At 51.9% G+C, this 12,607-nt stretch carries 11 protein-coding genes; 2 read left to right on the forward strand and 9 right to left on the reverse strand.

What is annotated here, in order from left to right:
- Nucleotides 1-27: 27 nt before the first annotated feature.
- The 5 genes from ACLB09_RS11815 to ACLB09_RS11835 form a co-directional block, all read right to left on the reverse strand.
- Nucleotides 28-966, reverse strand: coding sequence for an ABC transporter permease (locus ACLB09_RS11815; protein ID WP_410770008.1), 939 nt, complete (start codon nucleotides 964-966; stop codon nucleotides 28-30).
- Nucleotides 950-1,891, reverse strand: a complete 942-nt coding sequence (locus tag ACLB09_RS11820; protein WP_410770009.1) for an ABC transporter ATP-binding protein — start codon at nucleotides 1,889-1,891, stop codon at nucleotides 950-952. The genes ACLB09_RS11815 and ACLB09_RS11820 overlap by 17 nt, the downstream gene beginning before the upstream one ends.
- On the reverse strand, nucleotides 1,888-4,260 hold the full coding sequence (locus tag ACLB09_RS11825; protein WP_410770010.1) for a DUF7408 domain-containing protein: 2,373 nt from the start codon (nucleotides 4,258-4,260) through the stop codon (nucleotides 1,888-1,890). Before ACLB09_RS11825 ends, ACLB09_RS11820 begins: the two co-directional genes overlap by 4 nt.
- 148 nt (nucleotides 4,261-4,408) lie before the next feature.
- Entirely contained in the window at nucleotides 4,409-5,308 is a 900-nt protein-coding gene (gene purU, locus ACLB09_RS11830) for a formyltetrahydrofolate deformylase (protein ID WP_410770011.1), read from the reverse strand.
- A 35-nt stretch (nucleotides 5,309-5,343) separates the two neighbouring features.
- Nucleotides 5,344-6,456 carry a deoxyribonuclease IV gene (locus ACLB09_RS11835; protein ID WP_410770012.1) on the reverse strand — a complete coding sequence of 371 codons (1,113 nt, stop codon included), beginning with the start codon at nucleotides 6,454-6,456 and terminating at the stop codon, nucleotides 5,344-5,346.
- A 221-nt stretch (nucleotides 6,457-6,677) separates the two neighbouring features.
- On the opposite strand from ACLB09_RS11835, the gene ACLB09_RS11840 reads away from it, so the two are divergent.
- A complete protein-coding gene (locus ACLB09_RS11840; RefSeq protein ID WP_410770013.1) occupies nucleotides 6,678-7,148 on the forward strand; it encodes a DUF2621 domain-containing protein in 471 nt (156 codons plus the stop codon).
- A gap of 117 nt (nucleotides 7,149-7,265) precedes the next feature.
- Nucleotides 7,266-8,189 carry a TIGR01777 family oxidoreductase gene (locus ACLB09_RS11845; RefSeq protein WP_410770014.1) on the forward strand — a complete coding sequence of 308 codons (924 nt, stop codon included), beginning with the start codon at nucleotides 7,266-7,268 and terminating at the stop codon, nucleotides 8,187-8,189.
- A 69-nt stretch (nucleotides 8,190-8,258) separates the two neighbouring features.
- On the opposite strand, the gene ACLB09_RS11850 is transcribed toward ACLB09_RS11845, so the two are convergent.
- The 4 genes from ACLB09_RS11850 to ACLB09_RS11865 all read right to left on the reverse strand — a co-directional run bounded on the left by ACLB09_RS11850 (nucleotide 8,259) and on the right by ACLB09_RS11865 (nucleotide 12,586).
- On the reverse strand, nucleotides 8,259-9,293 hold the full coding sequence (locus ACLB09_RS11850) for a FecCD family ABC transporter permease (RefSeq protein WP_410770015.1): 1,035 nt from the start codon (nucleotides 9,291-9,293) through the stop codon (nucleotides 8,259-8,261).
- Nucleotides 9,290-10,327, reverse strand: coding sequence for a FecCD family ABC transporter permease (locus ACLB09_RS11855; RefSeq protein WP_410770016.1), 1,038 nt, complete (start codon nucleotides 10,325-10,327; stop codon nucleotides 9,290-9,292). Before ACLB09_RS11855 ends, ACLB09_RS11850 begins: the two co-directional genes overlap by 4 nt.
- 144 nt (nucleotides 10,328-10,471) lie before the next feature.
- Nucleotides 10,472-12,034: a DUF6382 domain-containing protein gene (locus ACLB09_RS11860; RefSeq protein WP_410770017.1), complete on the reverse strand. Its 1,563-nt coding sequence runs from the start codon at nucleotides 12,032-12,034 to the stop codon at nucleotides 10,472-10,474.
- Between the two features lie 21 nt (nucleotides 12,035-12,055).
- Entirely contained in the window at nucleotides 12,056-12,586 is a 531-nt protein-coding gene (locus ACLB09_RS11865) for an A24 family peptidase (protein ID WP_410770018.1), read from the reverse strand.
- Nucleotides 12,587-12,607: the final 21 nt, after the last annotated feature.

The raw sequence follows: 12,607 nt of genomic DNA on the forward strand, positions 1-12,607 counted from the left end.
TTAGTACTCCAAATTATCTTAACAAGGTCAGGTTCCCTCGCCCGGATCTACCGGCTGCACCTGAACATTCTTTTGTTGCTTTTGCTTCTTCCCTCTCACCGGCCGAATGCGGCGGATGGCGATCCACAAAAATAACAGGATCAACAAACTGTAAACAATAATAAATTCCTGCCACAATTCTATAGGCGCCGAGGACTGGAGGTTGCTCCGCTGTACCATAAACGCCGATTCCGAAAACGACGGTTCGAAAATGCTGATCAGCGCCCCGGCCGGGTTAAGTCCAAGCAGGTAACCCACCCATGAATAGGCCCGCAAAGGTGCGCCGGAATTGTAATAACTCGCTCGGTCTATACTCATCGCAAACAGATAGGCCAACCCGGTCACCAGGAAGATCACAAGGCCCACGCCGTAGGTCATGATCACCGACAAGATCGTTCTCTTTAACAGCGTCGAGAAAAAGACGCCGATCGACCCGAGCAGCAGCATTACAAACAGATAGAACAGAAATACGGAGACCAGTTGGCTCGGCGATACTCCGCCATATAAAAATACGATGCTATACACCGGCAAAGTTGAGAGGATGATCAGCGTCATGAAGCTCAACGAAGATACCAGCTTGCTTAAAACAATCGTAGCCGAGCTTTGCTGCGTCGTCAGCAGCATGTTCAAGGTTTGTTTTTCCCGTTCTCCGCTGATCACCCCGGCCGTTAGCGCCGGAGTCATGAACGCAATCAATACTAGCTGCGCGATGCTCAGCGCGTAAAACATCATCCTGCTCACTCCGGAATCGACTCTGCCGCCTTGAATCCCCCCGCTGGATGTCATCACGAAAATAATGCCCATTGCAAGGAGCCCCATAACCAGCACGTAAGCAAATATAGAAAAAGCAGATTTGGGAGTTCGCATCCGTAGGGTAATTTCCTTGCCGAGCACGGGATTAATGAGCACTTTACGCCAGTTGTTCATGGTCTGCTCCCCCTTTCGTGATCTCAAGGAACACGTCCTCCAGATTGCTTTGCGCCTCATGAAAAGATACGACCTGATACCCGGCCGAAATCATGCCGCCAAGCAATTGCGACTGCTCTGCATCTCCGCCGCCGAAATGAACGTGCACGCCGGTCTCGTCATGGAACACCTGACTGACATGCGCCTCGTCCCGAAGCCGCTCCGCAAGCTCTTCGGACCGGTCCAGCACGCGGATATGCAGCACTCTTTTCACCCTCAACCGGTTCTGTATATCGCTCACTTTGCCCTGGGCGACCATGACTCCGTGCTCGATTACGCCGATCTCATCCACCATTTCCGCAAGCTCCGGTAAAATATGCGAAGAAATGATGATCGTTTTGCCCATCAGCTTCAATTCCTTCAAGATTTCCCGCATTTCGATCCGGGCGCGGGGATCCAATCCCGAAGCCGGCTCATCCAAAATGAGCACATCGGGATCATGAACGAGACAACGGGCCAGGCACAAGCGCTGCTTCATCCCGCGCGACAAGCTGTCCACATAGGCATCCTTTTTGTCGCTTAAATTGACGAGCTCCAGCAATTGCGGGATCAATTGGTCCCGCTCCGCCCGGGGAATCCCATAGCTTGCGCCATAGAAATGCAGGTATTCCGTCGTCTTGAACTGATCGTATACCCCGAAGAAGTCCGGCATGTAGCCGATTCTTTTGCGTACCTCATGCGGTTGTTCCGTCACTTCGAATCCCCCGACCTTGGCACTTCCCGAGGTAGGAGCGAGCAAGGTGGCCAAAATGGACATCGTGGTTGTCTTCCCCGCCCCGTTCGGGCCCACGAAGCCAAACACCGTTCCTTTAGAAATCGACAGATTGACATTTTTCAAGGCATCAAACCCGCCGTAAGTCTTCGTCAAATTTTGAATTTCGATCATTTGCCGGTCCTTCCTTTCAAAGCGATTTCGGGGAGATCGAAGGAATCCCACTCTCCGGCCGTGATTTTGATTTTCAGGTATCCGTTCATTAAATAGGAATTTGCGGTTGTCGTAAACTTGGCCTGAAACTTGTTGAACGGACCCAGATCCTCCCAAGTCCCGCTTTCCTGGTTCCATATCATGACGGTAGTTTGCTGTCCCTGATATGTCCAACGGAGTTCCAACTGAGAATACTGAATATCCTCGTTTTTCGGCAACTCGTACTCCACTGTCGCTTCTCCCGGTGACAAATTGACCCGTCCCGCTCCATCGACACTCCATTCTTTGGAAGTCGTTTCGGTGATCCTTGCTCCGATCAGACCAAACGGAATCGTCATTTCCCCATTATGGGTGAAGCTTGGCGCAAAAGACTGCACGAACATGTTCAACTGCTCGGAGGCGACTACTTTACCGTTGACTTTATAATCATTCAGTTCCGCCTTATTCCAGGCTATAAATACGGGGTTGTCGGAGGTTAAACCCTGAACCATATATTGATTGATCATTCCGCGTTGACGTTCGAGCAAATAATCGTCGCTTCCGCCCGCGGTTTGGGGGAACAAAACGGAACCGTAATCTTGATATGCGGCGGAAGAAGTGGAAACGGGAACCTGGACCGATTTACCTTGCGGAAGCTCTCCGAACCGATACACCTTTCCGCCGACCAGTAAAGCGCCATCGCTCAACTCGCCGTTGGTCCCGTTCGTAACCGTCCCCTGCAGATTTCCTTTGGCATCGTAGGAGACATCGATCTTCATCGCTCCGGATTTGATCGGTTCCGGTTTGCTCAACCACAACTTGGCGATCGAGCGGTGCGTCATGTCTCTCAGCTTGACATCCGTCCCCTCCGGGTTTACCCGGATTAACTGCCGGTTGGAACCCCCGGATTGCCCGCCTCCCAATAGCCCGCCTTCGCGCGTAACGGAAACGTAGGTGCCGGCCGGGAACGACATATGATAGGTGCCGCCGCGAGGCACAAACAAGGCGGTAGCCGTAGATTGTATGGCTTGTCCTCGTCCGTCCAGTTCCACAATGTTGAGCGTATGCATGCGCACGCTTGATTTGCCGGATGTGCCGGCAAAATAAATGCCGACGCTGGCAATGACCGCAATGAGCGGAATAAGCCCCCAGGCCCATTCCCTCTTGTCGAATTTCTTAAGCACGTAATATAAAACGGGAGCTACAAGGATCGCATATCCCAGCAACAACCAAAGCAGCAGGGAAAACGGCGGCAGCGTCAAAGACGGAAACAGGTCCAGCAAATAACTCACGCTCGACATGAAATTGCCTCTGGAGACCCAGCCTCCCATCGTAGCCGAATTCTCCGAAATTTCTTCTCTCAGTACCGTGTTCCATACCTCGGCATGTCCGCCCCAACCATGAAGCGGCTCCATCGCCATATCATAGGCGGCGTAAATCACTCTGCCTTTCCCGGCAGTCCAGGAAGCAAATAGGGGTAGATTGCCGGACGAAATTTCCGGCCGGGCGCCGTCCTTTACTACCGCAGAAGATAATGGAAAGGATTCGCTTAAAGTGAGCGGCTTGCCTCCAACTTGTACGAGTTCCGGTAAGGAACTGGCATCCGCTCCGCCTTTGAACTCCACAGGCGACAGATCCTCGAAGCCTTGGGCCGTTTTCGCGTAACCTTGACCCCCGCCAAGCACTAGCGTCCCCCCCAGGTTTACCCAAGAGCGGACGGCTTTAATTTGCTTGTCTGCCAGGGTGTCTGTCGGGTAATTGTTTAGAACGAGTATATCGAGGGTGGAAAGCAATACCCCGTCTTCGGGGATTTCCTCGCCTTTTAACGGAATGATAATCGCATTGTTCCCCGTTCCGTTCGTGGCCGCCAAAAAATTCATGCTGTCCGGATCGGCCGCCAAAACGCCAATCAAAGTTCTTGAAGAGTCGGAGCTCTGCAGATAAGGTTTGCCGGAGGAAAAAGGGATATATTTTCCCGATTCTGCCGAGCCTTCGTAAAAACGGATTTCATTGTTCTTATTGTTAAAACTGTTGCCCAAAATCCCGAACGTAATGGCCTTCGTCGTGCCGGCCGGTAAATCCACTTTTTTAACATGGGATACGCTGGTACCGCTATAAGGTTCCTCGGCCTGGACCACCAACTCCCCGGACACATCCGCGTCGCTGGTAAGCGTAATGGTCACCGGGCTCCATTCGTTCGATTTCACATAGCCGCCAAAGCCGATGTCGCTTTGAATGCTGATCGACGGTCCAGCCGCATAGGCGGACTGCGGAACCCAAGTACCCATCCCGATCATGACCGCAAGGACGAACAGTACAATGGCTGAGCATCGTTTTATTGAAAAAAGCACAGAACGTTCCCCTCTCCTGATATGTATTTACCTAAATCCCTTCATAACATTAACGGTAACCGGGATAAAAAAGTTACCCGAAAACAAAAACCGCGCGGCATATGAACTGCTGTCTGCCGCGCGGTTGAAAGATCTGGATCATGAATTTTCAGTTAAATACAACGGTTTTGTTCTGATGAACGAGAATCCGGTCCTCAATATGCCATTTAACAGCTCTCGCCAGAACAACCCGCTCGATGGTCCGGCCGATCCGTTTCAGTTCGCTGACGTTGTCGCGGTGGCTTACCCGCTGAACGTCCTGCTCAATGATCGGTCCTCCATCAAGTTCCTCCGTAACGTAGTGGGCGGTTGCGCCGATGATTTTCACGCCACGGTCGTAGGCCTGGGCATACGGTTTGCCGCCAACAAAAGCCGGCAGGAAGGAATGGTGAATGTTGATGATCCGGTTCCGGTACGGCTGAATCAGCGCCGGAGATACGATTTGCATGTATCTTGCCAGCACGATCAAATCGACCTTCCCGTTGACGATGTCAAGCTGCTTCTGCTCGGCTTCCGCCTTCGTCTCCGGCGTAACCGGGATATGATAGTAAGGAATGCCGAAGGATTCCACATACTCCTTCATATCGGGATGGTTGCTGACGACCATGGAAATTTCAGCGTCCAGGTCCCCGGCCTGCCATTGCCACAAAAGCTCAACCAGGCAGTGGTCTTCTTTGGATACGAAGATGGCCAGTTTCTTTTTCTTACTGAGCTGATACAAATTCCACTGCATTTCGAACTTGTCCGCGATCGACTTAAAGTCGTCCTTCAGACCGCCCACCCGGTCTTCGAGCTGCTCCAGATCAAATTCTACGCGCATGAAGAACATGCCGCCCTCCGGATCCATCGTATACTGATCCGATTGGACGATATTCGCACCGTGCTGGTGCAGAAAATGCGAAACCGCGGCTACGATGCCCGGGCCGTCCGGACAGGAAATCAACATCCGGGCCCGGTTGTTTTCATAAGGTTTGACAGGGCGTGCACCTGTCTTGACATGAGTTTCCATCGTTCTCCTAATCCCCCTGTGTATCTTTGTATAAATTAATGCCCCGTGGACAGCCAGGCCAGCAGGCGCTGATTGACCTGCTCCTCGGTATAATCCGGGAACAAATTCGCTGCGGTTACGAGGTCATACAATCGTTCCATCGGCTCGCGCGGATCCGCTTTTTTCGCCTTGGCGTCATTCTTGAGCAGGTTCCAGGTATCCAGAACAAAAGCCCGCGGATGGATATCTTGTCCGGCAAAAAAGGCTCCGAGCTGCTCTACCTCAGTCAGCACGTTTTCTCCAAACCGCGCAGCAAGTTCTCCGCGGAGCAAGGCGATTTCCATTTCGTACATCGGGCGCTGGGTTTTGGCATCTTTACCTACCCAAGGCGTCTCGAGAATGAAAGGTCGCCCTTGCAGCGCCTCATGGTGAACGACCCGGTTGATCGCTTCGAAGCCGATCCACCCGGTACCGATTGGAGTGTGGCGGTCTTTATGGGCTCCGATCGGGTTTTTGCTGTCATTGATATGAACGACCGCAAGCCGGTTTAGTCCGATGAGATCGTCAAACTGGCGGAGCACGCCGTCGAGATCGTTCACGATATCGTAGCCGGCATCGTGAATGTGGCAGGTGTCCATGCAAATCGTCAAGCGCTCATTGTGCTGCACTTTATCGATGATCGCCGCGATTTCTTCGAAGCTGCGCCCGACTTCCGTCCCTTTTCCGGCCATGGTTTCAAGGGCGATGTTAACGTCCGTTTCATTTGTGCCGTTCAGCACCTCGTTCAGGCCTTCCGCAATCCGTGCAACGCCGTATTCCGCATCCTTATCGGTAAAAGCCCCCGGATGCAGCACGATATTGCGTACGCCGATCGCATGGGTCCGCCGGATTTCCTCCTGCAAAAAATCAACCGCAAGCTGGTACGTATTCGATTTGTAAGATCCGAGGTTAATGATGTATGGAGCATGAACGACGATTTCGTCGATTCCCGCTGCGGCCATCGCCGCTTTTCCCTCTTCGATGTTCATCGATTCGATCGGTTTACGCCGCGTATTCTGCGGTGCACCGGTATATATCATAAACGAGCTGGAGCCGTAGGAAGCGGCCTCCGAAGTTGCGCTTAACAGCCCTTTGTCGGAAAACGAGACATGGGAGCCTATTTTAAGCATTTTCTTTTCCCCCTTTTGGACAGTAAATCGCTAAACAACCCTATTTTATCTTGAAAGCCGAAATAAAGCTAGCCGCGCCGTAGAGATTGGGACATTCATAGCTTTCTCGTAAATAGGATGCAAGATTCAACGGAAGGCTCGAAATAAAACCGAAAATACGATATAATTCTTATCAATTAAAAATGTCACATAATCCAATAAAGTTTTGAGGTGTGAACTCCATGCTGAACAAAGCTTTGCTGCTCCCGTTGTCTTCCGGGGGACCCAGCAACTTATTTTTAAACAGTATCGTTTTCTGGGGATTTCTGCTGCTTGGCATGATGGTCATCGGCGGGTTCTTTATGTTCAGGAAATTTTTAAAAGTGCTGCCCAAGGCGGACGGCAAGTCCAAACTGGACTGGCAAAATCACTGGGTCGAAGCCAGCCGGCATTTATGGAGCGATGATGCCAAAGCTTTTTTGAATATGCTGGTGCAGCCGGTGCCCGGACCGTTTCGCGATATCGCCAAACACTCGATTGCCGCCGAAATCGGCAAAATTGCCCTTGAAGAGAAGGCTTCCGAGGTGACTAGGGATCATTGCATTAAAGGGTATATATCGGCTACCCCTAAAAGGGACAATAAGTTCCTGATCCATTTTCTTGAGAAGAACCAGATCGATTATCAGCCTTACCGGCACTTAATGAACAAATAGCGCGGTGCAAAGCGACATCCGGCCCTGACAATCCAAGGTTTCGGATGTTTTTTGTTTCTATAGGGAAATAAGGGAAAACGATGCGTGCGGATTTAACGAACAAGGGAGGCATGCCGGATGAAGTATGTCATTTTCGGAGGAACCGGGTTTATCGGGCAGGCCCTGACGGGATATTGGATGAAGGAAGGCCATGAGGTAATCATCGTTTCCAGAAACAAAGACAAGGCTGCTGCGGGAGCAGCCGGGAGCGCTCCTGCGCCGGCCTATCGGACTTGGGACGAGCTTGGGGAAGATCCAACTCCGCTTGAGGGTGCGAATGCCTTTGTGAATCTCGCCGGAGCGACTCTGAGTCAGCGCTGGAGCCGCCGGGCCAAACAAAACATCCTGGAATCCCGGCTACATACAACCCGTGAGGTGGCACGGCTGAGCAAGGCAATCACTCCCGGACCTGATGTCATCTTGCAAGCATCCGCCGTGGGAATTTACGGGACCTCCCTTATGCATGAATTTACTGAAAAATCACAACGCGAGCCGGAGCACAACGACTTTCTCTCCGGGGTGACGGAGCAGTGGGAAGCAGCCGCCGATGAGGGGTTCGCGGGGCGGCGACTCGTAAAGCTGCGGACCGGCGTCGTCCTCGGAAACGGAGGAGGGGCTTTCCCGCTGATGCGTCTCCCCTTTCTTCTCGGAGTCGGCGGGAGGATCGGCAGCGGACGACAATGGGTGCCCTGGATCCATCTTAATGATCTGGTCCGGTTAATAGACTTTTGCATTCAACATTCCGGCATTTCCGGTCCGGTGAATGCGGTCAGTCCCTACCCTGTTTCCAATCAACAATTCGGCTCTTGTATCGCCCGTGTCTATCGTCGACCGGACCGGATCCCTTTGCCGGGATCTATTTTAAAGCTTTTGCTCGGAGAAATGTCTTCATTGCTGTTGGAAGGGCAAAAGGTAGTCCCCGAAGCAGCGCTCCAAGCCGGCTTTACTTTCGCTTACCCCGGACTGGAGGAAGCTATGACGGAATTGAAATCAAAGAAATAACCCCGAAATCAAAACAGCATCGATCAGAACAGGTCCTACCTCTGATTCGATGCTGTTTGATTATTGATGCTAGATTCTCGACTTTGTGAGCAAATACAGGAAGTACGGTGCCCCGATGATAGCAACCACGATACCCGTCGGAATCTCGGCCGGCTGCAGAACCCATCTGCCCAGCGTATCGCCGACGATGACCAGAAGACCTCCGGCAAGCGCAGAAGCCGGAATCAGGTATTCGTGCTTCGGCCCTACCAAACGTCTTGCCAAATGCGGCGCGATCAGGCCGACAAACGAAATGCCTCCCCCGATAGCGACCGATGCCCCGGTCAACCCGACGGCTGCGGCCAGTAATCCAAGCCGGGAACGCTCGATTTGCGTGCCGAGTCCCGTTGCGGTCTGGTCACCCAGACTAAGCACATTCAGAGCCCGTGACCGGATGAAAACATACGGCAGCAGAATCACGATCCACGGCAACAGGGCCCATACGTATTTCCAGGAAGCCCCCCAGATGCTTCCTACAAGCCACACTTGGAGCAATTGGAAGTCTTCCGGTCGCAATCGAAGCTGCAATATGATCATCGCGGCATTGATTCCCGCAGCCAGCGCGATACCTACCAGTACCATGCGAATCGGCTGCAATCCGTAATGTTTCTTATAAGAAAGCACATAAATCAAGGTCGCGGCAATACTCGAACCCAAGAGTGCCAGAAAAGGCATTAAAAATACAGGTGCCGCGGCCGTCGTCGGATAAAACGAAATGAACAACGTAACGGCTAGTCCGGCGCCCGCGTTGATGCCCAGTACCCCCGGATCAGCCAGCGGGTTGCGGGAAATCCCTTGAAAAATACAACCGGATACCGCCATGCCCATCCCGATCAATACGGAAATAATGATCCTAGGCAGCCTGAATTGATATAAGATAAGTTCCTGTTTGTCCGTTCCCATTCCAAAGAGAGTCCGAAACACGTCGCCTGGGGATAGCCTGATGTATCCCGTATTCATGCTGATTATGAAGACAATAAGAATTAAAACGGCAAACAAAAGTATAACGGTATAAGCCCTCGCCGCTTTCTTCCGCAAATGGGCCGAGTAATCAGGTCCGTTCATTCCAGTCCTCCTTTCTGCTTTAACGCCAGATAGAGGAAGAACGGAACCCCGATCACCGCGATTAGCGCGCCGATCGGAACTTCATGGGGCGGATTGACCATCCGAGCCGAAATGTCGGCAAACACCATAAGCAAACTGCCCAGTACCGCCGAAGACGGAATGACCCAGCGGTAATCGACCCCAACCAGGAATTTGGCCACATGCGGAATCATCAGCCCGACAAATCCGATCGCCCCGACGAGCGACACCGCGCTCCCGGCAAGAATCAGGACAAAAATCATACTGACCGCTTTAATTAGGCCTGTTCTTTGGCCCAGGCCCGTGGCAATCTCATCGCCAAGACTGAGCAAGGTGATCGATTTGGAAAGGGCCAAAGCGCCGAGCAGGCCGACGGCCACCCATGGAGACACAAATTTAAGTTGAGTCCAGGTCGTCCCGGATACCGCGCCCGCATACCAGAAGGCGAGATCCTGGCCTACCTTGAAGTAGATCGCGATTCCTTCGCTGATAGCCACCAACAGCAAACTGACCGCCGCTCCGGCCAAAGTCAGCCGGACAGGTGTCATGCCGCCCTTGGATAAGAAGCCTATTCCAAAAACGAGACCGGCACCAACCGCGGCGCCAGCAAACGAATAGAGCATCATCATCAGAAAGGAAGTTCCGGGAAAAAGCGCAAAACAAATCGCCAAAGCGAGACCCGCACCGGAATTCAGGCCCAGCAGGCCGGAATCGGCCATCGGATTGCGCGTCATTCCTTGCATGATGGCCCCGGCAACCGCCAGCGCGGCTCCGATTAATGCCGCGGCAACCGCGCGCGGGAGCCGCAAATCCAGGATGATCTGATGCTGCGTCAATTCCCCGTTAAAATGAAACAACGCATTCCATACCGTTGCCAGTTTGATGTCCGCCGCTCCCACGGAAATGGAAAGCCCGATCGCGAAAACCAGCAAAATGACGCCGCCGAATATAATCAGGGTTGCCGCTATCGGCCGGGACCGATAATGGGATTTCGTAGACTGAGTTGAGACTGTCATAAGTTCAAACCATCCTTTTGACGTGTTACGATGATTATTTATGTAGGCCAGAGTACTAAGCTATATCCCTCTCAATTGAGAATAATTCTCGCCTATTATACTCTCTTTCGTCCGGATAATCTACGGAAAATCCAAATTCCTCGGTTAACTGCTCTTCCGCAATATATAGGTTCCTTCGGCAATCATGAATGCATCATCGGGATTCAGAGCATATTCTTTATAGGGGGCGATCATTTCCCCGCGCAGTCTCGTCCCGTTCCTGGAACCCAGGTCCTTCAGGCTGCATTCCCCGGAACGGACCATCAATTCCACATGGGCTCTGGACACTCCCGCCGTACCATCCACATATTGCGCCATTTCCTCGGAACGTCCGATCACAAAACTACCCGACTTCAGCGGTATGAACTCGGGCGGAGTCCGGTCCGAAGCAATCCGCTCAAGTACAAACGTCGCGGCAGCAGGCATCGATTGGCCGGTTCCAGGGACCGCACGCCTGCCCAGAAGCACCGTTTGCGGTTGTGGGGCAAGCACGGTATTTACATCTTGCTCCGCTTTCAAGGACCACTCTTCCGTCTTGGGGAGAGCATGAGAATGGCGATCACTCTTGTCTGCAAAGTCATCGGGCAACTTCTTCACCGAGTCTTCTTGCCATCTCCACTCATTGGCATGGGACTCCTGCTCCTTTCCCCAAAACGATTCGGAATAAGATGGTATTTCTACCTGTTTGGAGTTTCCCGGAAAATGCAGTTTACCTCTTAAATATAACAGGGAAATTATCGCCAGAATCACGGTCATAGCCAGACAAACGAAAAGAGTAATCATTGAAGGATGATCCAAATAAACAAATTTCCAAATTACAGCGATGACAAGCAATGTCCCAAGCAAAATGTAGGTTCTTTTGGAAGACGATTGTACTGTTTCTTCCTCACTTCGATCCCCTGCAGGTTCCGAGGACTTTACTGGCTGATCATGCCCGAAAGCAAAGGAACGCGGGGTGTCGGCAACAGCCGGATCCGGCATTGATATCGGCAAATATTCTTTAACTATGACAGGAGAAGGCGATGAGGATTGGAATTTGGGAGTCTTTGTAACCTGAGGCCTGCTACCCGACGCAACGGAGCCGGCAGGCTGATCATCTACCAGCAAGCCCAGCAGCATCTTTTTCATTTCAGCCAGGGAAAACATCTCATCCGAACAAAAGCGGAGCAGTTGCTGAATTCCGCCCCCTTCAATAAGAGTAACGCTGGTCATCATCCTGGTGATCAGGGAGAGCAGCATTTTTGGCAGCGGCTCCTCCGCAAGCGGAGCCAAAATCGGAACATAAACAAAATGCAAAATTCCCGAAGCCAGACCATCCTCCACGAAAATATGATCTTCATTCATAATATATTTATCCGGAGAGAGCAAATACTGCTTGGATTCATCCAACGCTGTCACTACTTGAAGCAGAAGGCTATACAGCTCCGCCATGCCGATTTTTTCTTGTTTGAGGCATTGGGACAGCATTCGTTTCCCCGTTATTTCATAATGCAGGCTTACCGCAAAATCCACTTCTCTGACGTCAAGCCGCAATAAATTCGGTACGGTTACCGAACTCAACATATTCCGCTGAACCCGGTTAATATGACTTGAATCCAGCCCCTCTTTGGCGGTCATAACCATGTATGTCCCGCCGTTCCTGACAAAATCGGTGACCAGTTCCAACATAGTAGCGCCACTCCCTCATCGCTAGGCAAAATAGTAAACCGCCAGAATCGCACCCGGCAGGACCGCGAGCATAAACGGAATTTGCAACTGTTTTTTCGCTCCTGTCACAACGGGCTTCCAGCTTTGCAGAATAAATGCACCCAGCACTTGGCCGAGCACTCCCCTCATCCGAGAAAACACTTCTCGCCGCACTATTAATACAACGATACCTATCAGGCCGGCAACTAAAATGGAATACATCATGACGTATAAAGTCAGCAAGGTCCCTATCCATGCCCCAATTCCGCCGAACAACTTCACGTCTCCCCCGCCTACCGCGCCAAGCAAGTAAAGTATCAGCATCAGCCCGAAGCCGGCAACGGCCCCTTTCAAAGCAAACAGCCCGCCGGTCCATCCACCGGATATAAAATGCCAGGCTATGCCCGTGACCATGCCGCTAACTGTAATCGCATTCGGTATTTTCATTGATTTAATATCCGTTATGAATGCAACACCTAACATAATGAAGCACCCCAGCAAACTCCCCGTCATCACTACAAAAACACTCCCCATTTCAATAGAGTATCCGGCAAT

Origin of the sequence: Fontibacillus forbon (genome assembly GCF_046559655.1) — a bacterium.
Classification (GTDB): Bacteria; Bacillota; Bacilli; order Paenibacillales; family Paenibacillaceae; genus Fontibacillus.

Bases quoted from the DNA above. Each gene is read 5' to 3' on its own strand.
- ACLB09_RS11815 (WP_410770008.1), bottom strand. From the start codon at position 966: ATGAACAACTGGCGTAAAGTGCTCATTAATCCCGTGCTCGGCAAGGAA.
- ACLB09_RS11820 (WP_410770009.1), bottom strand. From the start codon at position 1,891: ATGATCGAAATTCAAAATTTGACGAAGACTTACGGCGGGTTTGATGCC.
- purU (WP_410770011.1), bottom strand. From the start codon at position 5,308: ATGGAAACTCATGTCAAGACAGGTGCACGCCCTGTCAAACCTTATGAA.
- ACLB09_RS11835 (WP_410770012.1), bottom strand. From the start codon at position 6,456: ATGCTTAAAATAGGCTCCCATGTCTCGTTTTCCGACAAAGGGCTGTTA.
- ACLB09_RS11840 (WP_410770013.1), top strand. From the start codon at position 6,678: ATGCTGAACAAAGCTTTGCTGCTCCCGTTGTCTTCCGGGGGACCCAGC.
- ACLB09_RS11845 (WP_410770014.1), top strand. From the start codon at position 7,266: ATGAAGTATGTCATTTTCGGAGGAACCGGGTTTATCGGGCAGGCCCTG.
- ACLB09_RS11850 (WP_410770015.1), bottom strand. From the start codon at position 9,293: ATGAACGGACCTGATTACTCGGCCCATTTGCGGAAGAAAGCGGCGAGG.
- ACLB09_RS11855 (WP_410770016.1), bottom strand. From the start codon at position 10,327: ATGACAGTCTCAACTCAGTCTACGAAATCCCATTATCGGTCCCGGCCG.
- ACLB09_RS11860 (WP_410770017.1), bottom strand. From the start codon at position 12,034: ATGTTGGAACTGGTCACCGATTTTGTCAGGAACGGCGGGACATACATG.
- ACLB09_RS11865 (WP_410770018.1), bottom strand. From the start codon at position 12,586: ATGGGGAGTGTTTTTGTAGTGATGACGGGGAGTTTGCTGGGGTGCTTC.